16 protein-coding genes are annotated in these 23,892 nt (G+C 49.7%); 5 read left to right on the top strand and 11 right to left on the bottom strand.

What is annotated here, in order from left to right; all coding sequences use genetic code 11:
- The first annotated feature begins 138 nt into the window (after nucleotides 1-138).
- Complete coding sequence (locus AC2215_RS09380) at nucleotides 139-546, top strand: hypothetical protein (protein WP_486809719.1); 408 nt, start codon at nucleotides 139-141, stop codon at nucleotides 544-546.
- Nucleotides 547-795: 249 nt separating this feature from the next.
- Here AC2215_RS09380 and AC2215_RS09375 read toward each other — a convergent pair whose 3' ends face one another.
- The 3 genes from AC2215_RS09375 to AC2215_RS09365 form a co-directional block, all read right to left on the bottom strand.
- Nucleotides 796-1,191: a response regulator gene (locus AC2215_RS09375; RefSeq protein ID WP_486809718.1), complete on the bottom strand. Its 396-nt coding sequence runs from the start codon at nucleotides 1,189-1,191 to the stop codon at nucleotides 796-798.
- Between the two features lie 609 nt (nucleotides 1,192-1,800).
- On the bottom strand, nucleotides 1,801-4,848 hold the full coding sequence (amt, locus tag AC2215_RS09370) for an ammonium transporter (RefSeq protein WP_486809717.1): 3,048 nt from the start codon (nucleotides 4,846-4,848) through the stop codon (nucleotides 1,801-1,803).
- Nucleotides 4,849-5,027: 179 nt separating this feature from the next.
- A complete protein-coding gene (locus AC2215_RS09365) occupies nucleotides 5,028-5,162 on the bottom strand; it encodes a hypothetical protein (RefSeq protein WP_486809716.1) in 135 nt (44 codons plus the stop codon).
- Between the two features lie 182 nt (nucleotides 5,163-5,344).
- Here AC2215_RS09365 and AC2215_RS09360 point away from each other — a divergent pair, with 182 nt between their 5' ends.
- Nucleotides 5,345-5,956 carry a hypothetical protein gene (locus AC2215_RS09360; protein WP_486809715.1) on the top strand — a complete coding sequence of 204 codons (612 nt, stop codon included), beginning with the start codon at nucleotides 5,345-5,347 and terminating at the stop codon, nucleotides 5,954-5,956.
- A 128-nt stretch (nucleotides 5,957-6,084) separates the two neighbouring features.
- On the opposite strand, the gene msrA is transcribed toward AC2215_RS09360, so the two are convergent.
- Nucleotides 6,085-6,741, bottom strand: a complete 657-nt coding sequence (gene msrA / locus AC2215_RS09355; protein ID WP_486809714.1) for a peptide-methionine (S)-S-oxide reductase MsrA — start codon at nucleotides 6,739-6,741, stop codon at nucleotides 6,085-6,087.
- Between the two features lie 374 nt (nucleotides 6,742-7,115).
- Between msrA and AC2215_RS09350 the strand changes: the two genes are divergently transcribed.
- Nucleotides 7,116-9,659, top strand: coding sequence for a CHAT domain-containing protein (locus AC2215_RS09350; protein ID WP_486809713.1), 2,544 nt, complete (start codon nucleotides 7,116-7,118; stop codon nucleotides 9,657-9,659).
- On the opposite strand, the gene AC2215_RS09345 is transcribed toward AC2215_RS09350, so the two are convergent.
- On the bottom strand, nucleotides 9,660-10,265 hold the full coding sequence (locus tag AC2215_RS09345; protein WP_486809712.1) for a class I SAM-dependent methyltransferase: 606 nt from the start codon (nucleotides 10,263-10,265) through the stop codon (nucleotides 9,660-9,662).
- A 187-nt stretch (nucleotides 10,266-10,452) separates the two neighbouring features.
- Nucleotides 10,453-11,700: a glycosyltransferase family 2 protein gene (locus AC2215_RS09340; protein WP_486809711.1), complete on the bottom strand. Its 1,248-nt coding sequence runs from the start codon at nucleotides 11,698-11,700 to the stop codon at nucleotides 10,453-10,455.
- Nucleotides 11,701-11,911: 211 nt separating this feature from the next.
- On the opposite strand from AC2215_RS09340, the gene AC2215_RS09335 reads away from it, so the two are divergent.
- Nucleotides 11,912-13,075 (top strand): acyltransferase family protein, encoded by a 1,164-nt coding sequence (locus tag AC2215_RS09335; RefSeq protein WP_486809710.1) that lies wholly within the window; start codon nucleotides 11,912-11,914, stop codon nucleotides 13,073-13,075.
- A gap of 115 nt (nucleotides 13,076-13,190) precedes the next feature.
- Here the strand turns inward: AC2215_RS09335 and AC2215_RS09330 are convergent, their stop codons facing one another.
- From AC2215_RS09330 to AC2215_RS09310, 5 genes are all read right to left on the bottom strand, one after another.
- Nucleotides 13,191-13,424 (bottom strand): hypothetical protein, encoded by a 234-nt coding sequence (locus AC2215_RS09330; protein ID WP_486809709.1) that lies wholly within the window; start codon nucleotides 13,422-13,424, stop codon nucleotides 13,191-13,193.
- Nucleotides 13,425-13,781: 357 nt separating this feature from the next.
- Nucleotides 13,782-15,470: an ArnT family glycosyltransferase gene (locus AC2215_RS09325; RefSeq protein ID WP_486809708.1), complete on the bottom strand. Its 1,689-nt coding sequence runs from the start codon at nucleotides 15,468-15,470 to the stop codon at nucleotides 13,782-13,784.
- Between the two features lie 44 nt (nucleotides 15,471-15,514).
- Nucleotides 15,515-17,275, bottom strand: coding sequence for a beta-barrel domain-containing protein (locus AC2215_RS09320; RefSeq protein ID WP_486809707.1), 1,761 nt, complete (start codon nucleotides 17,273-17,275; stop codon nucleotides 15,515-15,517).
- Between the two features lie 241 nt (nucleotides 17,276-17,516).
- Nucleotides 17,517-20,492: a peptidase domain-containing ABC transporter gene (locus AC2215_RS09315; RefSeq protein ID WP_486809706.1), complete on the bottom strand. Its 2,976-nt coding sequence runs from the start codon at nucleotides 20,490-20,492 to the stop codon at nucleotides 17,517-17,519.
- A gap of 19 nt (nucleotides 20,493-20,511) precedes the next feature.
- On the bottom strand, nucleotides 20,512-21,240 hold the full coding sequence (locus tag AC2215_RS09310) for a peptidylprolyl isomerase (RefSeq protein WP_486809705.1): 729 nt from the start codon (nucleotides 21,238-21,240) through the stop codon (nucleotides 20,512-20,514).
- A 592-nt stretch (nucleotides 21,241-21,832) separates the two neighbouring features.
- Here AC2215_RS09310 and AC2215_RS09305 point away from each other — a divergent pair.
- Nucleotides 21,833-23,587: a methyltransferase domain-containing protein gene (locus AC2215_RS09305; protein WP_486809704.1), complete on the top strand. Its 1,755-nt coding sequence runs from the start codon at nucleotides 21,833-21,835 to the stop codon at nucleotides 23,585-23,587.
- Nucleotides 23,588-23,892 lie beyond the last annotated feature (305 nt).

Raw genomic sequence — 23,892 nt, 5'->3', positions numbered from 1 at the left:
AAACCCGGATGTTTAGAGTTCGATCGCAGATAAACCAGCAATTATCTTAGCCTGGATTCTTGAATTTTTCTCGCACTCTGGGTGAGCTGAGGGAAAATTATAGCGGTGAGTAAATGAATTTCGATGGAAAAAACGATCGTGACATTTGATTTTGACGATACCTTAACCCGTCCGAATTGGAATCCAAAATATCGGCTTTTCGAACCGTCCTATCGCCCCAACTACGAAACCTTCGATCGAGTCAGAGACTTTCACGCTCGAGGGCTTAAAATCCACATCGTCACAGCAAGATTTCGGCCGCAAGAGGTGTGGGACTTTGTCATACAGCATCATCTCCCCATTTATGAGGTTCATTGTACTGAAGGAGAATTGAAGGGAAAAACCCTGTTGGAAATCGGTTCGGCGTTACATTTTGACGATTCGGAGGAGGAATTACGATACAATCGACTCTTAAGCATTCCCACTATTCTCGTTCGCTATCGATTTGACTCCAGCCAGAATCGAGATATTTGTGAATTTGAAGCGTTTCGGGAAGAAACCCTGTAAGGATTTAGCCGTCAGCTATCCGCTATCAGCTTTAGCCCCTTAAAATCAGCCCATATTTTAGGATTTTTCCCTTGAAATAAGTTCAAATTGAAAGCACGAATAGAGTTTTAAGCGGATGACTGAAAACTGATAGCTGAATGGTTCCTAAACCCTGAATCAGATACAGGGCGATCCGTTCGCTCTTCAGAGTCAAAGTGAAATATCCGAGTGCAGCACTAGGAATTCAGAATCCTGCTAAAAATTGATTCGCTAAATATTATCTAATCCCGAACGAATACATTCAATTAGATGTCGATCGTCCCAAGGCTTGGCAATATATTGATGTAAATTTGCCTGAGTTTTCGCTCGTTCGATCGCTTCTTCATCAGCTTGTCCGGTTAGTAATATTTTGACCACATTGGGATGTTTTTTGTTGATTTGTACCAGAAACTCATCCCCTTTCATTCCCGGCATTAACCAATCGGAGATAATGACAATGACATTAATCTCATCTTCCTCTAACTCCTCAATCACTTCTAAAGCTTCATCGGCACTTTCAGCCGTTTCATAGAGATACTCATCATCGAAGGCTTGATAGAGCAATCTTTTCAAGCTTTTTAAGATTGTGGGTTCATCATCCACGCAAAGTATGACGGGTTTAGCCATGACTGTAGAACCGTAATTGATAGTTGGGTTGAAAACGTCGAATTAAGCACTTCATAAAGCAGAGCATTCATGTAAAATGCTCTTTTATTGAAATTGACCAATCACTCAAACTCGACTCATCCAAATTTAGGATCGTTGAGAGGGTAAAATCTCCCGTTGAGTCAGATGAGAAATTAGGCGATAGAAATATAAAAGTGAGGAAAGATCGCGATCGAAATATTTCTGAAAGGCTGCGAAAGAACGATCGCTCTGGAAAAATTGTCGAGCGACGAGGGCGAACGGCAAAAACTAAATTCCGAAAAAAGAACGGCAGACTCGAAACTTGACTTCGAGAGAACCTAGGTTAGCGACCGCAGCGCTCGAGGTTTTAGAACGACCCGAAACAATACCCATTAACGCGGTGTGCAACTTTAAGCCAAGCCATATGGTGAGCGAGTCGAAAAATCCCCCATTCCCCATTCCCCATTCCCCATTCCCCCGTATTGTTAGGTTTTGGATAAACAAGTTGCATATGACGTCATTAGTATTTATCTTGCCATGAAATCAAATCTCGATCGAAGCAATTTTGGGAGATCGAACCATTAGCAACCAGAAATAAGAATGCGATCGTCAAGTCTCGGGTTCTTCTGTGGGGAGATGCTTCGAGATCGAAACCGAAAACTCCGTCTTTCCCGGAACCGATCGAACGTCGATCGAACCCTGATGTTTGGCGACAATTTTCTTGACGATATCCAAACCCAAACCGCTGCCTTCTCCAGGAGGTTTGGTGGTAAAAAATGGGTGAAAGATTTTGGCTTGAATCTCTTCGGGAATGCCCGGTCCGTCATCGGTTACCCTGACGCGGATCGTATCCGCCTCTTCCTCCACATCAATGACGATCGTCCCCCGATTGCCCATGGCTTGCAAGGCATTGTGAATCAAATTCGTCCAGACTTGATTGAGTTCGTCGGGATAACCTTGAATCTGGGATAAGGATTGGGGATAGTGGCGAATCACCTCCACTCCTTGCTTGATTTGGTTGTGATAGAGCGTCAAAATCGTTTCGATCCCTTCGACTACATTCACCGGCATCGTTTTACCGCTGCGATCGTAACGAGCGTAGGTTTTGAGGGCAAACACCACTTTCGCCGCCCGATCGGAGGCAATAATGATATTTTTGGTACTATCGTGCAAACTGGCAAACTGATAGGCCATTTTCAAAACCCGCTCGCACTCGGCATCTTTCAACAGGGGAAAGAACCGTTCGAGATTTTCGTACACCCCCAAATCCATCAAGATATCAGCGGTGGAATCGGCATTCTCGATATTCTCCTCCCGCAGTTTCCCCATCACCCCTCGCCTCAATTTACGGCGTTCCCGACTCGATAGGGTCATGACCTGTTGACTCGATCGCTCCAGCAAACTCAAAAAATCCCGTTGGCGCACGGGGGAAAGTCCTTGGAAAAACTCTGGCAGGTTAGCGAGGTTGGCGTTGAGGAAATTATGAATGTACTGCACCGACGAGCGAATCGCACCCAGGGGGGTATTGATTTCGTGAGCCACCCCCGCAATCAGCTGCCCGAGAACGGCTAACTTTTCCGAATCCACCAGTTGCTGCTGGGTGTCTTGCAACTCCTGCAACGTGCGAGCGAGTTCCTCGTTTTTTTGGCGCAGGGCTTCTTCGGCTTTCTTCTGCTGGACGACGGTTCCCAACTGGGCGGCTACTGCAGAAATAAGTTGCACCAAACGCTCGTCCTCGTCGCGAGATTGAGATTCGGGAATCAAGAAAATCAACACCGCCAGAACTTCATCTAAATCCCCCGCATCCAGAGCACGGGCCGTCATCGGACTGATGATGGGAACGCCCAACGCCCCGTTGAGACCGCATTTGCGCGCCAGCTCCGATCGAACGAAGGTTCGATCGGCATCGAGCTCGAAATTGGGAATCCACTCCAGTTGCTTGGACTTCCAAACTCGCCCCGGCAACCCTTCGCGCAACTGAAACTTAAGGTGGGCGGTCTGTTGGCGAAAGGCCTGAAGGGCGGCAATTTCCGAGGGGGTTTTCTGGGCATCGTCAAAAAACCAAATCGGACTGCATTCGATCGCCGATTTATCCGGTTCCGGAACCCACAGTTCGCCATAAGACCAGCCCGTGGTTTGACACACCCGCCGCAGGGCCAACTCCAACGCCGCATCAAAACTGGGGGCGGAACTCACCACCTGGCTGATATCGAACAGCAGCCGCGCTTCTTCCTCCGCCCGCTTGCGTTCGAGAATTTCTGCAGTGCGATCGCTCACGGCCTGTTCGAGTTCCGCATTCACCTCGGCCAGTTCGCGGGCTTTAATTTCCACCGCATCCATCACTTGATTGTAGCGATAGGCGATTTTTCCGGCTTCGGTGAATGGCTCTTCGGGGGCGCGCAGGCTGAAGTTCTGGGTTTGCGCCTGTTTGTCCATCACCTCGAACACCTCGTACACCTCCGTTTTGGCCTGGTGTTCGGAAACGTTGAGTCCCAAATCTTCTTCTTTTGGGGACACCCGCAGGGGAAAGAAAGCGTTAATCAGGCGCAATGCCAGATAACTCAAACCAAATGCCCACACCACGGCTACGGCAATGCCAGCAAACTGAATCCCCAACTGCGCGTAACGGCTCATCCCCGTTCCCACCACATCCGCTCGCCCGAAGAGAGCCACCGCTAGGGTTCCCCAAGCACCGGCAATCCCGTGAACGGCAATGGCATCTACGCCATCATCAACCCGCAACCGCTCCATGCAGTATAGCCCCAACAGCATCGCTGCTCCCCCAGTCGCCCCGATAATTGCCGCGATGGGGGTGGTAACGGCGTGACATCCTGCGGTAATCGCCACTAATCCTGCCAGGGAGCCATTGATCGCCAATTCCACTTCCGGGACTTTCCGCTGCAGCCAACCAATGGTCGTTGCTGCGAGCATTCCCGTGGCACCAGCAACGATCGTATTGGCAATAATGCCCGGAACGCTTTCGTCGAAAGCGAGGGTACTACCCCCGTTAAAGCCCAGCCAGCCAAACCACAGCAGCATCGCCCCTAAAACAGATAGGGGTAAGTTCGACCCGCGCATTTTCCGAGACCGACCGTCAAAGGTAAACCGACCGTTTCGAGGGCCGATGACCAGTAAAGCCGCCAGAGAAACCCAGCCGCCGATGCTATGAACTACCGTCGAACCGGCAAAATCGATAAAACCCAGGGTTCCCAGCCAGCCTGCGGTTTCCCCGGACTCGGCTCCCCCCCACACCCAATGGCCGAAGATGGGGTAAACCAGACCGGAAATCAGAATCACGATAATTAAGTAGGCCACAAATCGCAGGCGTTCGGCGACGGCCCCGGAAACAATCGTGGTTGCCGTGCCGCAAAACATCGCCTGGAAAATAAAAAAGGAGGCGACTTTCGGCTGAGTCGTCAGTTCGAGGAGAAAGTTGGACGAACCGATCCATCCCATCACCGACGCACCGAACATCAGGGCATAACCGAACATCCAGAAGAGGATGACGGAAATGGCAAAATCGGCAAGGTTTTTAACCGCAACGTTGATACTATTTTTCGATCGGGTCAGCCCGCACTCGAGACACATAAATCCGGGTTGCATCAGAAAAACTAAACCCGCACTTACAATAATCCAGGCGATATTCAGATCGAGCATTTGTAATATATGAGAAGGTCAAAGTCGAAAACACAGCACCCCATCGTGGAGGTCAAAACGGAAATCGCACCGGATGTTACGCACAATTGCGATCGGCGATCGTCTCTGAATCGCACGATACATCTGTGACACCTAATGCACTCATCTATGTTCCCAGGATAACTGAGAGACAAAAATTCTCAGTCTGTTTCTTTCGGCATTCCCGACCCACTCAAGCCTGTGTCCGCATCTTCGGATTCGTTTCTGTCGGATTGGATTTGTCTCAGGTTCAGGACGCGCAACGCCTCGATCGAGCCGGGTGGGACAACTTGCATCTCATTTACCCAAACCACGCCCAAAGTCTATCGGGATCTGGGGTCAGGGAAATCGATGAAGTCTAAAATCGAACTCGATCGCAAAATTGGGAAGATCGGACAAGACGATCGCCCGATGAACTTTCTAAAATTAAAACTTCAATTCAAATCTGCACGATACGCTCAAATTAGGAGATTCGATCGTGGAACACACAAACTTAACAAAGAAACTTGCCGTTCGCGGTTGGAAGATCGTCGGTTGGTCGGCATTGGTTATCGGTGCGATCTTCGCTTTAATTTTACTCATTTATGGCATCAACGAACCGAGCTGGCGGATGGCAGTGCGGGCAACAGCTCGAACCTCATTTATTTTATTTCTGGCAGCGTTCCTTGCTTTTTCCCTGCGTCAACTGCACTCAAATCCACTCACGCAATGGCTAGTGGCTAACTACCGCTATCTCGCAATTTCCATGGCCGTTTCCTATGGCTTCCATGCCCTAGCAATTGGAGGTTTGGCAATTACGATCGGTCAAACAAATTTTCTCTACGATCCCGGTGGAATTTTAGGGTATATTTTTATTTTGGCGATCGCTACCACTTCATTCGAACGAATTTATTCATGGCTCGATCGTCGATTCGTAAAAGTCTTGCACGGCGTGGGAATGTACTATCTATGGCTCGCGTTTACCTATACATTTATCAAGCAACTTAGCGTGTCGATGCCTTTTTATTTACCGTTTGTCATCATGCTCGGTTTAGCGATCGTACTGCGTTTTCTGGCTTGGCAGGAATGGCGAAATTCTCGATCGACATAGTTTTTGCTGCAAACGAATTATCAAAACGACGCATCATCTGTATTTAGAAAAAAGAGCTGGTGTTTGACCGATGCCAGCCCTTTTTCTTGAAGCTAATTTACAATAAAATTGCAAAATTTGGCGATCGACTATGCCCCGACAACTCCCACGGGACAAGCCACGTTCGTTCCCCCCAAACCGCAATACCCGTTAGGGTTTTTGGCGAGGTACTGCTGGTGGTAATCCTCTGCGTAGTAATATTCAGGGGCTTCGAGAATTTCGGTGGTAATCTCGCCGTATCCAGCTTGGCTTAAGGCTTGTTGGTAGGCATCGCGGGAGGCTTCGGCGAGTTGGCGCTGACTATCAGAATAGGCGTAAATGCCCGATCGATATTGGGTTCCCGTATCGTTCCCCTGGCGCATTCCTTGGGTGGGGTTGTGGCTTTCCCAAAAGACTTTCAACAAGTCCCCGTAGCTGATAGCGTTGGGATCGAAGACGACGAATACGACTTCGTTATGCCCGGTTTTCCCCGTACAGACTTCCTGATAGGTGGGGTTGGGGGTCAATCCGGCTGCATAGCCAACAGAAGTTGAGAAGACCCCCTCTTGCTGCCAGAAGCGGCGTTCTGCACCCCAAAAGCAGCCCATCCCGAACATTGCCATCTCGAAGCCTTCGGGAAAGGGGGGCTTGAGGGGGTTACCGTTAACGAAGTGCTTGGCAGGGACGGGCATAGACTGGGCGCGTCCAGGTAAGGCTTCTTCGGGTGTGGGGAGGGTTAGTTTTTTACCGAATCCAAAAAGTACCATTGATGTTCGTTTGATTTTTTTGTTAACAATTAATTTTAATATTATTTAATATTTTTTTACGCTTGGGCGGGAATGTCCGTACTGAAAATGGCGACTGCGATGTGTGGACAGAATGTGGTAGAACAATTGATAAACCCCGATCGACAAATCAGTCCGCTCCTCGTTTCTCCAGGGTAAAGCTTCAAACAATCGAGCCATCGATCGGGGTAAAGTTTGTTCGGTCGGGGTACAACTCGACATTGTTAACCAAAGTATTGTTCGCCAGGGTGCGGCAAAACGAAAGTTCGATTGCTGTTTGACAACGACTCGATCGTCGTAAATCGAGGGGCGATCGCCTTAAACCTCGAATCTGACTCCTGCGGCTTTTCCTTCCCATGTCTAACTCCAGTTCGATGCGTTTCTTCTTCGTACTGCTGTTACCGGTGTGCGTTCTCATTGCCTCACATTCTGTTGGGGTATCTTCTCCCATACCCCAAGTCACCCTCGAAACCTCTTCCGAACCGTCCCCCCAACGACAGATCGAGCTGGGCAAACAACTCTACGATGCGGGTCAGTTCGATCGAGCCGCCCGGGTTTGGCAGGAAATTATCAGTGAAGATGTCGTCCAACAAGCCCAGATCTTGACTTATCTCGCCCGCGTCTATCAAGCTCTGGGAGAGTGGGATAAAGCCCAAGAGGCGATCGCAGAAAGTCTCGATTTGCTGCAAGCTGACTCCGATCTCGATTCTTGGGGATTGATGGTTTTGGGGCAAACCTTAAGTACTCAAGGGGCGTTGTATCTCGAACGATCGCATGCGACCACCGCTCTGGAAACTTGGCAGCAAGCTGAATCTATTTACGAGCTTGCCAACGACGACCTCGGTCAGTGGGGCAGTCGCATCAATCAAGCTCAAGCTTGGCAAAATTTGGGACTCTACTCGCAAGCCCAACGAATCTTAGAGCAAGTGAACGATCGCCTCCAAACCTACGGGAATTTGCCCCTTCAGGCCATGGGATTGAGAAGTTTGGGGGTGGCGCTGCAAGGATTTGGCGATCTAGCCGGCGCGCGTCGGGTTTTAGAACGCAGTTTGGCGATTTCCGAAACTCTAGAAGATCCGGCGGGGATGTCAGCGAGCCTATTTCACTTAGGTAATGCCCTAGCAAGAAGCGACCCGGAAGCTGCCCTGGAATTCTACGAGCGATCGCTCGATCTTGCCCCCAAAGCGATCGACCGCCTGCAAGCTCAGCTAGGCCAACTGCGCCTCCTCAAACAGCTCGATCGATGGGATGACACCCTCGCCGACACCATCGCATCGGGTCTCGACGGGCTGCCAGTGAGTCGTTCGGCTCTCTACGTACGGGTTAATTTTGCCCAAACCCTGCTATCGGCATCAGAGGAAACGATGCCCAACGAGCTTCAAATTGCCCAACTGCTGGCCGTGGCGATCGCGATCGCCCAACAACTCGGAGATATCCAAGGGCGATCGCATGCGCTGGGCACCTTGGGGCGGGTATACGAACGCGCGGGGCAATGGCAAGAGGCGCGGCAACTTACCGAACACGCGCTGAATCTGGCTCAATCGGTGAAGGCGGAGGAAATTGCTTACCTCTGGGAATGGCAGTTGGGTCGAATTCTCGATCGGGTGGGCGATCGCCGGGGGGCACTCGTCGCTTATCGCGAATCGATCGCAACCCTCGCTGTACTGCGTGAGGATTTCGTTGCCCATTCAAGAGAACAGGTGGTGTTCCAGGAGCAAATCGAACCGGTTTACCGAGAAGCGATCGCCTTGTTACTTACCCCCGAACCGGGTGAGAGCGAGCCTTCTCAAACTCACCTCCAGCAAGCTCGCGACTATATCGAAGCCCTACAACTGGCCGAACTCGATAACTTCTTTCATCAAGCGTGTCTCGACGTTCAACCTCAAGATATCGATCGCATCGATCCGACAGCTGCCGTTTTCTATCCCATTGTCCTGAACGATCGCCTCGCGGTGATTCTCTCTGTGCCGGGTCAACCCTTGCACTACTACCAAACCCAACTTCCCCAAGCGGAAATCGAAGCCGCTTTCGCTCAAATGCGCCAGTCGATGAATCGGGTCTTTCCCAGGGGAATGCGCTTACAGGTCTCCGAACAAGCCTATAACTGGCTAGTGCGTCCGGCCGAAGTCCAGTTGGAACGACACGGCATAGAAACCCTCGTCTTCGTCCTGGACAGTTCGATGCGAAACCTACCCATGGCCGCCCTGTACGATGGAGAGCGGTATTTGGTGGAAAAGTATGCAGTATCGCGCAATTCCGGCTTGCAACTACTCGCCCCCAAATCGATTGCGTCCGAAGAACTCAAGCTGCTGGCAGGGGGATTGACGGAAGCGCGCCAAGGATTTTCCGAACTGCCCGGCGTTGAGGAAGAACTGGCACAAATTGCCCAAATCCTTCCGACTCAAATTCTCTTAAATCAAGAGTTTACCGAGGAAACCCTCGAAGAACCCATTGAGGATCTCCCCATTCCCGTCGTACATCTGGCCACCCACGGTAAGTTTAGTTCCACCACTGAAGAGACATTTATTCTCACCTGGGATGGTCAACTCGATGCCCGAGGATTAGAACGCTTGCTCGCGGCTCGAGATACGAATCGATTAAGTCCGATCGAACTGTTGATTTTGAGTGCTTGTCAGACGGCATCGGGCGATCGACGGGCAGCGTTGGGATTGGCGGGGGTTGCAGTGCGATCGGGTGCCCGCAGTACGATCGCCTCTTTGTGGCGGGTGAACGATCGCTCGACGGCTCAGTTGATGGTGGCGTTATATCGCTCCCTCGCTCAACCCGGTACGAGCAAAGCTCAAGCTCTACGCAACGCTCAACTCACTCTTCTCGAAAATCCTCAAACCGAGCACCCTTTCTTTTGGGGCGCGTTTGTTTTATCGGGAAATTGGCTGTAACTATTTCTGCAAGCGGGTAATAAAGTGCAGGTTACTATCGAAAATATAGCTAGCGGGACGGGGATAGAGATGAAGTTGAGTTAGGGTTTTTTCGGCCACTAATTTTTCTCGATCAAATAAATTTTTCCATTGGTGAGTTGATTGATAGTTATAGGGCAACGCCACGCCATAGCTTCGATTTCCTACCCAGTCCATAAATCGCAAGCGCAAGTCATCCCACCATTTATTGCAGTAATGGTCTTTGATTAAAATAAATTGGCGACTCACTCTCGCACATTCTGCTAGCAATCGATCGGGATTCTCGGTATGATGCAGCACATCGACTAACATGATAAAGTCAACAGAGCCATCGGCAAATGGCAACGTTAATCCATCAAACTGTTGTACTTGAATGTGCGTTTGAGAACGGACCAGAACATCAACGCCTTGCAAACTAATATTCGATCGCTTTTGGGTTAGCCAATAAGCCACTTCGCCGCTACCGCATCCGACATCGAGTCCTTGCAAGGGTTGATATTCTGGAATCAAGCTAGAAAGTCGCTCGACGAGAACGTTGACTCGCCGATTCATCACGAAGTTTTGATGTAAGTTTTGGATGATTGTCACGAATTAAATCTGGGTATGATGATATCGGGGTAATGTCAGGATTCAGCTGTTTCAGACAATCCCCCTAAATCTCGCTCTTCAAGGGGGACTTGAGATTAAATCTCGTATCTCACTGACTTGAAAACGGCTAGATTGTCGTTGAAATATTGAGCGGTCGGCAAAATAACGATGAGTGCGAATTTTTAATTTACTTTAAGTGGGAAGATTCTCGAGATATTGCTACGGGTTGTTTCTGTTTAGAATTTTCAAATTTTAGTTTCGTTCGATGTTGGTATTTATCAGATAGAATTGCGTAAAATAAGCCGCTAAATAGAGTTTGCGTACTCATTAAAATTAGTATCATTCCCGTCACCGCCGGACGAATGGCATTCATCGGTCCAAATTCACCCTCAACCCAAGCATCAATCACGGAAAACTCAAAGCCAATCCCAATAGCTAAAGTGACTAAAGAAAATAATATAATCTGCTCAATTTTAAGGGTTTTAACTAAAAAGTCCATCCAGGGCGATCGTCGTCTAATTCGATGGGTGAGGGTATATAAATGAGCGAGGAATCCAGTCAGTAGCAGTTCGTAGCCTAACAAACAACATAACGCCGCAACGACAATCCAATGGTCGTTAAACCAGAAACTTCCGATATATACAGATTCACCCCCCGGCGTTAAGTTTAAAAGCGAGGCGAGGATAATGCCGATCGCGAGTAAGATTCCCCCCGGCAAACCGTAAATAAATCGCGGGGCAAATAGCAGGATATATTTGAGATGTCGCCAGCCATCGGACCAAGGTTGCAAGTGAGGCGGGCGATCGCGTCCGTCGGGATATAAGGTAATGGGAACTTCTGTCGTTTTGAGTCGCAATACAGATGCTTTGACTAACATCTCCGAAGCAAATTCCATCCCCGAAGATTCGACGTGCATATCGAGAAAAGCTTGTTTGGAAAACGCCCGCATTCCGCAGTTAACATCGGAAAAAGAAGCGCCATATAAAAGATTTACAATTTGGGTGAGAATTGGCGTGCCGATATATCGATTTTTCCACGGCATCGCCCCGGGAAAAATTCTTCCTCTCAAGCGAGTTCCCATCACTAAGTGGTAGCCCAGCATCAGTTTTTCTACCATCGGAACGGCTTCGCGAAAATCGTAAGAATCGTCCGCATCACCGATAACAATATATTTACCTCTGGCATAGCGAATGCCCCAAGTCAGGGCTGCACCGTATCCGCGAATGGGGACGGGTATGACTCTTGCCCCCAAAGCTGTAGCAAGTTCTGGGGAACCATCCGTCGAACCGTTATCGGCGACAATAATTTCGCCTTTTAAGTGCAGCTTGGCGATCGCTTCTCTGGCTTTTTGAATGCAAATGGGTAGGGTTTGAACTTCATTCAGGCAAGGGAGAACGATCGATAGTTCGATCGCGTCATTTGGAGATTGCGCCATATCCTCATTCACCACTTCATTGCCCGAACTGTATCATATTACGCTCGGAGATTATGAGATGATGTGACGTGACGCAATCGCCTACCCAGACTCGTTCGTTGGAGTCTCCCATTTGAGTTCGGGGGAAGGTTCGAGAGGGCGATCGAAAAGCCCGTTATTTTAAGACTATTATTTTAAAACCGTTGTTTATAGTATCTCTTGGCGCGCGATCGTGAATCAACCAACCTCAACGCCTCCGACTGTGGATGCGCTACTTGCCCTGCGAGGCGCAGCTTGCCTGGTGGTAATCGTCGCCCATTGTAACGCACCGAGGGAATCTTTAATTGTCGGGAATTACGATTTCAGTTGGTTGTTTTTTGCGGCGGGAGGTGTTGCCGTTCGCGTATTCTTTTGCCTGTCTGGATATTTGATGGGCAAAGTCTTTTACACTCAACGCTATACAACAGATTTTAAAGGGATTTTTCGATTTTGGCGCAATCGGGCGTTGCGAATTTTTCCGTTATATTATTTTGCGATTCTCATTTTAAGTGTATTTGTATACCCGGATATTTTAAGACCCGAAAACTGGATATATTTGCTGCGACTGTGTACATTTACATACCATCAAGTTTTACCGATCGGGTTTAATGGGGCGTTATGGTCGCTTTCGACAGAAGTTCAGTTTTATTTGTTGGTTCCGTTTCTCTTTACTTATCTAAAATCTCGTTTGGGCGATCGCACAAATCTATTTCGATTGGCTGCAATTTTAATTGTGGGTTCACTTCTGCTTCGATACAGTCTTTGGCAAATCGTTCAAGCTCAATTTCCACCTCCTGAAGATGCGATCGCCTTTGTGAAATATATCTACGTTCCGGTGACGTTGAATCTAGATGTCTTTCTGTGTGGATTTATTCTCAATTTTTGGATTTCCGATCGAGATATTTTCGAAAACCAAAAGCCGATCTCTCAAAAAACGGCAAAAAAGCTAGGGATTTGGGTAGCGATCGCTATTTATTTTATAACGGCTTATATAAAATATTATAATAAACGACTTTTATGGCAAATTGCACCGACGATATCGTTACTGGCAACTTGCTTTTTTATCATTGCCTTTGAATCGGGAACGGCGTATCGTAGCTTTAGAAAAACTAGCATTCACTGGCAATGGGGAATGTATTTAAAGCATCCTGTTAAAGTTTTTGAGATATTCGGAATCCTCTCCTATGGCATGTATGTCTGGCATTGGCCAATTATTTCTAGAGTTCAGAGTATTTTTACATCTGAGATTCCGATTGAGACGTATTTAAAACAATTGGCGATCGCTTTGATTTTATCAACCTTACTCGCCGGGGTGACGTATTACTATATTGAAATACCCAAAATGATTAAAAAATAATCTCAATTTTATCTTCCCAGACCCCATTCCGAGTATAAATTGGGTGGTTAGGCGTTACGGTAATTTCCCCATCAGCCACCCCATCGCCGTCCTCAATTTAGACGCTCATCGAGTGTTATTCATACTCAAGATCTTCCCACTCACCATAGACATCTTGACACCATCCCACATAATGCCAATAACCACGACCATTAGCCGCTTTTTTAAAAATAAACTCTATAATGCTTTCACCAGTGTTCAGTCTCAAATGTTTTTTTGTCGTCTCATCAAATAAAAATAGCGTCACACTTACATCAAAATAATCTTGAATTTTTCCCTCCTGCTCATATCCTACTACTTCTCCGCCCATGACTGCTAACCATGCTGTAGAAATGAAATGATTTTCTTGGTTTTTGCTCCATAACCACACGCAAAATTATGGAGAATGAGGACGCTCGATATTTAAACTAATTTCAGACTCTTGCCCAAAATTATCACCGATTAGTTTTTTAAAGTCATTAATCATATCCTCAATGATTAAATTCCATGTCTCTTTTGGGTATTGAATTACTTTTTTGCCGACACTCCAAAGTTTTGATTCTAGCTCTAACTTAATATTTAGATATTAAAATAATTCGGATCTTGGCTCTACTTGTCTAGGCTAACAGGCTTCCCTAGATTAACTTTTCCTCCTATTCTCTTCTCTCTGATAAATCCCAGGATATTATTACCGATGGGTGATGCGATGGCGATTCAATATGGGTTCAAGATAGGAAATTCCGATGGCGATCGCGAATAATAGGAAAGGAATACCCGGCCACAGGTAGCGAAATCCTTTCACAGGCATACTAACAGTTCTAATATAAGCAATCAGCAAAAGACGGGCTATCGAACAAGAAATAACTAAGCTAAAAATTGAAACTGGAATTAATGGAGTTTTTTGCCAACAAAACATTTGATAGCTAGCAAATACGATTCCGATAACTGCTACTCCTAGTAATATGGGTAGTAATAATTCATACAGCTTTGTCAATTCCTGAATCATTTGAATTTCTAGACTCGTTTCTGAAGTGTTATTTCTAAACGCTAAAGGTTCTCGAGTTATTATTTGATAGTGAAGTTTATATAGCTCGTCATTCTGATATCCAGAGGTGAGATTTAAATCGAGTGCCGAACCGATCGAGTTCTGAGTGAGGATACCTAAACTCTCGAAAAACTGACTGATGTATTGAGGTTGAAACTGAGGGGAAAAGCTAGAAATAGCAAAGGGCAATCGATGACATTTTAATTTATTTTCATTACAGGCTGTTTCAATCTCACTTGCCATTTTTTGATAAAAAATTTCGGTTTTAATAGCAGATCGATAATAGCCAACATCGGCAACGGCATCTCGCAATGCCCAGATCAAAACACCGCCAATATAATCATCACAAATATTCACTCGTTCGTTACAGGTGATAGCAAACCAGGCTTGTCCTTTTTCGGATTCTAAAAAATTCGAGAGTTTCTGAAAACTTGGACTGACAGCATAAATTTGTTGGCGAGTTTCTGCGGGAACGGGAACCCATCTGCGCCATCGTTCCGGGTTGACGCGAATCATTTGAGAATAAGCCGCTTTAAAACCCGGCGCGGTTAGGTCATTCGTGAGATATAAGCCGTAATTGAAAAAATTTAAAAGGCAAATTGAAGAGGTTACCAGAATCGTTGGCGTGACAACAAAAAAGAGAGAACCCAATAGCGTTTTAAAAAAAACTATAAAAAAAGTGCGATCGAACTGAGATTTTACGAACTTTTGAAAGATAATCAGACCGTAGGCAAAAGCAATCGTGGGAATTATCCACACCCCTTCTGGTCGGGTATTCCAAAACCACGCCAATACCAATCCTAAAATCGCCGACCATTTCCAGAAAGGCCTTTGCTCTTCACCACAAACTAAACGGAGGAGACAGCTCAAAATTAACGCCGTCAGCGGTACGTACAGTGCTTCCGGCATAATTAATCGATTCCAATGAAACGAGCCGGGATTGAAGATGTACAGGGCGGAAAATAGCCAAATCGCCCATCGATTGGGGTAGTATTTATAGACCGATCGCCCCAAAAATAACCCCGACCCGAGATACAATAACTCCTGGGAAAAACGCAACGAAAATCCCAGCCAGTAGCTCAGAGCAATATATGCCGGATATCCCGGTTGCCGCATCAAGGTATAGCCATCGTAAGGCGGCACCTCGAAGTTCACCAAAGAATTAGCCATGACGATATATCTGAGGTCGTCATGGCCGCCGAAATAGGTAATCAGAGGTAAATCGCGAGTTAGCCAGAGCTTAATCGCTACTAGTACGAGGGGAAAGAACCAAACGGAGGATAGGATGTTGGCGATGGTTTTCGATCGCCATTGCCAGCCGGATTCTTTCATATTTGAGAGACGAGATGCAATCGAAGTTCTCGCTTCCGAAGCGATTACCTGAGGTTTTCTAGGATTTCTTTTTGATTTGCGAATCGAGCCAAGAAGATGCTCAACACCGTCCGTTCGCGAACCTTAATATTCGATCGTACCGACATCCCCGACTGAAGGGGAATATTCTTTGAGCCAACTTCCATGTACTGTTGGTCTAACTCCACCGTTACCGGGAAGCGCCAGTACTGGTAGTTTTGGTCCGGGGGTAGCGCATCTTCCCCAATGGACACCAATTTACCAGGAATCGTCCCGAATTCGTTAGCAGGGAAGGCATCGATTTGAATTTCCACGTCCATCCCTTCTGTAAGGAAACCAATATCTTGGTTGGTGACATCCCCTGCGGCAATCAGCTTTCCATCCGGGAGGATAGTGACCACCGGTTCGGTGCCGCTACTGCCCTGTCCGATCACGTCGCCGATGGCATTGGGGATCACTTCAAAGACCGTTCCATCCACCGGAGAGCGTAACTCCCGATAGGCAAGCGTCTGCTCGGCACGGGTCAACTGCGAACTCACTTCAGCCAGTTGGCGTTGGTTGTCGAGATTCGCCCGAGCCAGTTGGTCGTCGATTTGGGCGATTTGGCGCTGGTTTTGGGCAATCCGCGATAGGATGTCCCTATTGGTAGTATCGACACTATTTTTCGATCGGGCTTCTGCTTGGTCGATCGCCGCCAGGAGTCGCTGTTCTTCCTCTGCCAGCCTCAGAATTTCGCTATCGATATCGGCAATTTGGGCGCGACGAGAAGCAATATCGCCCTGAAGAGCGGCAATTTCTTCCCGCGTTTGAGCCATTTCACCGCCAATTCGGTTAATTTCATCATCGGCGGAGGAAATTTCCGATTGCAGACCGAGGACCGTATTTTGAGAGGATAGCACCTGCTGCTCCTGTCGGTTCAGTTGCAACTCGGCCACCGCCCCCTGTTCTACCACCGGTTTGATGCGATCGAGAATTTCTTGTTCTTTCTTGAGTTGTTCTTGCGCCGTTCGCTCTCGGTCTTGAGCGTTGCGCCGCCGGTCTCTGGCACCGTCCTGGCGTTCCTGAGCACCAATCAGCCGCTGTTCGGCGCTGGCCACCCGTTCTAGGGCACTTTGCAAACCCAATTGCTCTAAAGGTCGCCGAGATTCCGCTGCTTGCTTTTGGATGCGAGCTTGACTCACCTGTTCTTCGAGGGTTCTAATTTCTGCATTCGCTGCCCGCTTGCGAGATTCGAGTTCCTCTCGACTCACTTCCAAAAGTTGGCGTTGGTTGGCATCGAAAGATCCCCCCACCAGTCCGCCGGGGTCGCCGCCATTGACTTGAGCTTGCAGAAACTGATTTTCCGAAGCCAGTGCCGTGCGCGTTTGAATCAAAGAGTCCAGATTTGCCGATCCCTCGCCGATGCCCGTACTGCCAGGACTGGTGATGGCTTGGCTTTGTTGCTCTAAAATCTCCTGAGATTCTCTGAGCGCCGCTACCTCAGCTTCTGAGGTGGTGGGGTCGAGGGTCACGAGCAAGTCCCCTTTTTTGACCTCCTCGCCCCCTTCGACGTGGATTTCTCGAACGACCCCGCCCACGGGTGCTTTGATTTCTTTGAGGGCACCATCGGGTTCTAACTTACCTTGGGCGGGAATGGAATGGTCGATTTTCGCGACCGCCGCCCAAATGAGAGTCGATGCGGTCATCACCACAATCAACCAGATAAACGCCCGAGTCCAAATCGCTGGCTGTTCGAGAATTACCGGTTGGTCTTCGATGGTATCAATTTTCTGGATGCTGGTCGTCATATGCGATCGGGGGGTCAATGCTCAACGTCTGGTGCTTGAATGGGCGATCTTGCGTCGCACCTTAGCCGCTCGTGAGGACGATCGGACTCGCTAATCTAGTCTTACCTCAAGTCTTAACTCATGGGATGTATAGTTCTATCATCACCTCAGTACACTTCAATTCGGGAAACCCAGACCGAAAGCTTGAAGATCTCCCGTGTTACTCTGGCTTTCTCAAATAGCAGATAACTGGCAACATCATCTAGAGTTGGGACTCCTGTTGTTGGAACAGACAGTAGTAGCGCCCTTGAAGTGCCATCAACTCATCGTGCTTGCCTTGTTCTACCACAGCCCCTTTATCCATCATGATAATCGTATCGGCATTTTGAACGGTGGGCAGCCGGTGGGTGATGAAGAACACCGTACGATCTTTAAATTCTTCGACTAAGTTGCGACAGACCAAACTTTCTAAGTTGTAATCCAGGGCGCTGGTGGCTTCATCGAGAATCAACAATCGGGGACTTTGGAGAACCGTGCGGGCGATGGCAATCCGCTGGCGCTGTCCCCCCGATAGGGACGAACCGCGCTCCCCAACCACCGTATTGTAGCCATTGGGCAGGGTCATAATGAAGTCGTGAGCCGCTGCCACCTTCGCCGCGCGAATGATTTCCTCATCGGAGGCTTCGGGATTGTTCAGGGCAATATTGGAGCGAACCGTATTGTTAAACAGCAGGGTATCTTGCAGCACCACCCCAATCTGCCGCCGGAGGGAGTACAGTTCCACCTTGGAGATATCGTAGCCATCCACTTGAATCCGACCGGAGTTGGGAGGATACAGACGCTGCAAGAGTTTCATCGTCGTACTCTTTCCAGATCCGCTTTCTCCGACGATGCCGACAAAAGTCCCGGCGGGAAACTCCAGATTCACATTCGCCACTTGCAGCGGACCGTTAGCAGTAAATCGGAAGCAGACCTCATCGTATTTCACCGCCCCTTCAACATTGGGCAGGGGAATATTCAGTCGGTCTTCGTCGCCACTTTCCGGCTCGGAGTTGAGGATATCCCGCAAACGCTCGACAGACATTCCCACTTCTTGGAAGCTCTGCCACACCTGCACGAACCGCAACAGCGACCCGGTGACGTTCCCTGCCAGAATTCGGAAGGCGATGAGCTGTCCCAGGGAGAGTTGGTTATCGAGTACCAGGTAAGCTCCCACCCACAGCAGCAGCAGACCGGAAAGCTTGTTCAAAAATCCAGCAACAGAACTGGCAGCCGTGTTGGTGAGGGTGGTACGGAAACCGGCGTTCATAAATCGGGCGTAGCGCTCGTACCAATTCCACCGGGAGGTGGTTTCGATATTTTGCGCTTTCACCGTTTGAATGCCGTTGAGGGTTTCCACCAAATAAGATTGGGCGTCGGCGTAGCGTTCTGCTCGTTTGCGCAGCAGTCGCCGGACGATGGGTGACACCAACAGAATTTGCACCGTAAAGAACGGTACCGTTGCCAGGGCCACAAATGTCAAGACGACGCTGTAGTTGGCTAGAACCGCGATATAAATCACCGAGAAGACGGCATCGAGCACCACTGTCAGGGCCGTCCCGGTGACGAATTGGCGAATATTGGCTAGCTCGTTTACCCGTCCGGCGATATCCCCCACCCGGCGCATATCGAAGTACTTCAGCGGCAACCGGAATAGGTGGTCGATCACCTGAGAACCGAGGGTGAGGTCGATGCGGTTGGTGGTATCGACAAACAGGTACGTTCGCAAACTGGTGAGCAATCCCTCGAAGATTGCCACCATGATCATGAAGACCCCCAACACGTTCAGGGTTTCGATACTCCGCTGTCCGAGGACTTTATCGATCACCACCTGCGTCAGGAGGGGATTGGCCAAACCGAAGAGCTGGACGAAGAAGGAGGCGACGAAAACCTCCGTCAGGACTTTCTTGTACCGTCCCAGGGAGGGGAGGAACCACCAGATGCTGAAGGTTTCTTTGGGATCGGAGGAGGGCGGTTGGAGAATGAGGATTTCCACCACTTCCCCGACCGTTTCTGCCACCTGGGCGGGGGACTGGTGCAGGATGCCCACTTCCGGCACGGCAAGGACGATTTCCCGCTCGGTAATCCGGTAAACCACCGCAAAGCTTTCTTGCCACTTAATCATTGCCGGGGCTTTGAGGCGACCGACGGCGGAGGAGGGCACTTTGGCGAGTTGGGCGTTGAGTCCCAGGGCGGGCATAATCGTACCGCAGCCGTAGAGGGAAATTTCTCCTTTGCTTTTGAGCTGCTGGTCGAGGAGCTTGCGAATGGCATCCTTACGGAAGTTAATCCGCAGGTGTTTGCTGAGCATGTGGAAACACGCCAGGGCCGATCCGAGCTGACCTTTTCCGCGAACGAAGGGATATTTGGGGGGTGGGGCGAGAGGGTCGCGTTCGGGGGTTGGGGGTTCGGGGGGAGCGTCTTGAATTGCACCGTCGCCCCATGGGTCTGGAACGAGCAGCACACCGTCTTCTTCCGTCGCCGGATCTTCGGTTTTGGTAATGGCTTTGTGTTCGGGCCACATCACCCCCAGCAGCCGGACCGCTTGTCGAAGGGAGGAGGGGAGGTACGGGGAGGGGAGCCGAGAACCGGTGGGATGTTCGCCGACGGAACCGCTACTAACGAGCCAGGTGCGGTTGGTATCGAGTTGCGTCTGGCTGACGGCTCCGGGGGGAATGTTGAGGACTCGGGCATCCTCCAACATTTGCAAGGTTAGATCTTTGAGGTTCGAGCCGGCATCGGCGCGACGTTCGAGTTCCAAGCTCAACAGCTCGAACAGTTCGGCAATCTCAACGCGCTCTTTGAGGGCACTGGCAAAATTGGGCTTGGTTTTGAGCAAGTCCAAAAACTCCATCGCCGGGATCGTCAGGCAGATGGTTTCGGTGGAGGCGATCGCCGTTTCGCACGAAACCCCGCGGACTAAGCCGATCCAGCCGACAATTTCCCCAGGTCCGACAGTTTTCAAGCTCGCCGATTTTTGCGATCGATGGTCGAATCCGAGCAATCGGACTTGACCTTCGTAGATGATCGATACTTGGGCGGGGAGTTTATCTCGCACCAGGACTTGTTGGCCGATGCGATAGCGCAAAAGCTGACATTTAGCCGCCAACCCTTCGATCGCCTTTTTCCCCAATCGATCGAACGGGGATACTTGGGCCAGAAAGGTCGCAATTTGAGGCTGGGGGACGGTTTGAGTCATGAGTTAGAGCTTTGGAGAGTCACTGAGTCTGGGTCAAGTCAACGTTCTGGGTTTGTTCTTTGAGCCACGCTTGAAACATTTCATCGACTAAGTGTTGGCGCATGGGTTCGTCGAGTTGGGCCGGTCGGAACTCTTCGAGGCGCACGATGATAAACCACTCCGCTAGGGGTCTCGGGGCCCAGAGTTGACCGGGTTGAGACACGGAGAGGAGTTTGCCAATGGCCGGATGGGGTTGAATCAGAGGTACCGGACCGAGCAATCCGCCCGATCGCGCTTCGGGACCTTGAGAGTACTCGCTGGCGCATTCGGCGAAGGTCTGCTCTCCTTCGAGGATGCGATAGTACAATTCGTGAGCTAACCCTTCATCTTGGGTGCGCAGTAGGGAGTAAATCACGCGATCGAGTCCGGATTTTCGCTCCATGAAGTGAGTTTTGACTTTTTTCGACCACTTGTCTTGCTTGAATTTTTCGACCAGGACGGGTCGCTCCGCCAGTTGGACGAGATCTGCGTCGGTGATATTTTGATTTTTCAGCCAAGCTTCCTTCGCTTCGGGGGAAGTGAGCTGGTGCTTTTGGCAAAATTGCTGCACGGCGGTTTTTTGCTCTTCTTCCGTACAAGAATAATCGGCAATCGCTCGATCCAAAACCACTTCCCGCAAAAACGGCTGCATCAGTTGGTAGCGCTTGAGCAGCGCTGGTATTTCCTGAGTTCGGATTGCCCGATCTCCAATTTGGAAAAGGTCTGCCATCCTCAATACTGTACGTGCTGTTGTTGACTCGCGACTAATGTTCGACCCTCAATGGAGGTGAGGAAATTTAGGGGAACCGATAAGTTTTCATCCCATTGTGGGAGGTTTTTGCGTAAAAATTCTCCATATAAAGCCATAATAGTTTAACTTAAGATTTCTTCCACCGAAGATAGGGGTCCGTCTCTCCTGAAAACGCCCTCCTATCTTCGGTTTGATGAAATTTCACAAGAAGCCGATGGGATTGGAGCTGCCTCCAACGGCCCGGACAACACTTTAATAATACGGTGGTGTTTCGATGGCATCCGGCAACATGACCGCGAATCAGGGGATTTTTCCAGGAACGCTCGCCCGCTCGACCTCAGCATGGGAAAGAATATCCAGCGAGGATGGGTGAGGTTTTTTCGTTGGGTTGACCTCCTCGGATGGGGGCATTTCCAGCTAAGTCGATCTCAGAACGCAATAGCTGCGATGACGGGTGGGTCGAATCTCAAGTTCCGAATCTGGACGCGCGCTTCACCCCAATGGACGATCGTTCTGAGTGCGGAAACATTTTCGCCGAGACTGCGCGTCTAATTGTTAGTATCTTATCGTATTGGTCAAAGGTTGGCAGAATCGACTGTCGAGGGATGCCGACGTTCGCACGAAATCAATGCTGCACGAAGGGAATGCAACGCTCAAATATCGCGCAACGCTGTTGCAACTGATTGAGGCAGATGCGAGCCGGGTTTTAGAAGTGGGTTGCGCTGATGGTGCTCTAGGTCGCCTCTACAAACAGATCGCTCCAGATTGTGACTATGTCGGCATGGAGGAAAACTGGGAAATGGCCCGCCGTGCCGATGGCGTTCTCGATCGAGTGGTGGTGGGTTCGGTGGAGTCGTTGGATTTGCAGCAGTTGGGGTTAGAACCGGAAACCCTCGACTGCATCATCTACAATCGAGTTCTCGAATTCACTGCCGATCCTGAAGGGCTGCTCCAACGTCATCGGGCTTGGCTCAAACCGGGGGGGACGATCGTGGCGGGCTTTCCCAACGCCCAGTACTGGCAAACTCTTCTAGAGTTACTGCGGGGACGGTGGGACGATAACAGTGCTTTGGCTCGGGGATATCGGCAGTGGTTTAGTCTCGATCGCATTCGCTCGATGTTGACCGGGGCGGGTTTGCACTTGTGCGATGTGGTGAAACTCGAGCGTGGCGATCGATCGGGGTTACAAGAGAAGCTCGCTCCTCTCCTAGAAGCCCTACAACTCGATAGCCGTTGCGATGCGGAGGATACAGTAGCTGCGGACTATGTCGTGCGAGCTGTACGTTCTTCGACTCCCCCCCGGCGATTGCTGATTCAAACCCTGCTGATTTCGACGATTGCCTCCGATCGAGTGCGAATTTACCAGCCCGATCGCTTGAGCCGCACGATTCCGGGGGTGAGAACGATTTCCCAAGTTAAAGCGGCCGATTTGAACGTGGGACGATCGGATGAAGACAAAGTGTTTATCTGGCAGCGCGATCGTTGGACGCTATCTGAGGCTCTCGAACGTCAGCCACCCCTATTAAGGCAAGGATACTTAACGGTGGTGGACATTGACGACGATCCGAGATTTTGGCCCAAGCACGCTCAAAATCACTTTATCTTCTTTCGCATTTGCCACTGCATTCAAACGTCTACAGAACCGCTCGCGGCGTTCTTGCGCCAACTGAATCCTTACGTGAAGGTCTTTCCCAACCAGTTACCGGTTTTGCCGCCCCCTCGCGTCTATCGCGATGATGCGCCGGTGACGCTCTTTTTTGGGGCCTTCAACCGAGAGGCAGATTGGGTCGAGATCGTGCCAGCTCTCAACCGGATTCTGAGCCAGTTCGATCGCCGCGTTTGCGTCCGCGTTATCTACGATCGCACCTTTTTCGAGGCCTTGTCGACCCCCCATAAAACCTTCGAACCGCTGTGTTCTTACGAGCGCTACCAGCAAATTCTCCATCAATGCGACGTGGCGATTTTGCCCCTGTTGCCAACCCAGTTCAACCACATGAAATCGGATTTAAAGTGGCTTGAATGTGCCGGTCACGGGGTGGCGGTTCTCGCCAGTCCGACGGTCTACGAACGGTCGATTATTAACGGGAAAACGGGGTTAATTTACCGCAGCGTTGCAGAATTTGAAGCCCAGCTACACCAACTGCTCGATCGCGCCGATTTCCGACGCTCGATCGCCGCCAATGCTTACCGATGGGTGAAAGAAAATCGCCTGTTGTACCGGCACTACCGCCAGCGATATCAGTGGTATCTCGAAATGCGCGATCGACTTCCCGAATTGAATGCGGCCTTGCGCGATCGCGTTCCCGAACTGAAAGTCTGGGTGTAACGTCAGTTTTGGATATGAAATATCCGGTGAGGGTGGGGAATGGGGAATGGGGAATGGAGTATTTTTCTCCCTAGCCAGGTGTTGTACCCAGTGTTGTCATCTGGCTTTCAAGAGGCTTACCGAACGCCTGAACCTCACCCATAGTCGGCATCCCGGCGATCTCGCCGCATCAAAACTGACGTTAAATAACGTCAGTTTTGGTTAAGTTGTCTCACCCCAATGCTGACTCCGAGCGATGTTCGGGCAGGCTAGAAATTCGAGAGCAAGTCGATCGCACTGGGATGAATTTCCTTGCTAGTGAGCTG

Source organism: Zarconia sp. (assembly GCF_057467645.1).
The sequence above is the reverse complement of the archived record's forward strand: the minus strand, read 5'-3'. Positions and strand labels throughout refer to the sequence as shown.

Excerpts from the sequence above, each read along its gene's own strand:
- AC2215_RS09375 (WP_486809718.1), bottom strand. The coding sequence starts at position 1,191 with ATGGCTAAACCCGTCATACTTTGCGTGGATGATGAACCCACAATCTTA.
- amt (WP_486809717.1), bottom strand. The coding sequence starts at position 4,848 with ATGCTCGATCTGAATATCGCCTGGATTATTGTAAGTGCGGGTTTAGTT.
- AC2215_RS09365 (WP_486809716.1), bottom strand. The coding sequence starts at position 5,162 with ATGCAAGTTGTCCCACCCGGCTCGATCGAGGCGTTGCGCGTCCTGAAC.
- msrA (WP_486809714.1), bottom strand. The coding sequence starts at position 6,741 with ATGGTACTTTTTGGATTCGGTAAAAAACTAACCCTCCCCACACCCGAA.
- AC2215_RS09350 (WP_486809713.1), top strand. The coding sequence starts at position 7,116 with ATGTCTAACTCCAGTTCGATGCGTTTCTTCTTCGTACTGCTGTTACCG.
- AC2215_RS09340 (WP_486809711.1), bottom strand. The coding sequence starts at position 11,700 with ATGGCGCAATCTCCAAATGACGCGATCGAACTATCGATCGTTCTCCCT.
- AC2215_RS09330 (WP_486809709.1), bottom strand. The coding sequence starts at position 13,424 with ATGGGCGGAGAAGTAGTAGGATATGAGCAGGAGGGAAAAATTCAAGAT.
- AC2215_RS09325 (WP_486809708.1), bottom strand. The coding sequence starts at position 15,470 with ATGAAAGAATCCGGCTGGCAATGGCGATCGAAAACCATCGCCAACATC.
- AC2215_RS09320 (WP_486809707.1), bottom strand. The coding sequence starts at position 17,275 with ATGACGACCAGCATCCAGAAAATTGATACCATCGAAGACCAACCGGTA.
- AC2215_RS09315 (WP_486809706.1), bottom strand. The coding sequence starts at position 20,492 with ATGACTCAAACCGTCCCCCAGCCTCAAATTGCGACCTTTCTGGCCCAA.
- AC2215_RS09310 (WP_486809705.1), bottom strand. The coding sequence starts at position 21,240 with ATGGCAGACCTTTTCCAAATTGGAGATCGGGCAATCCGAACTCAGGAA.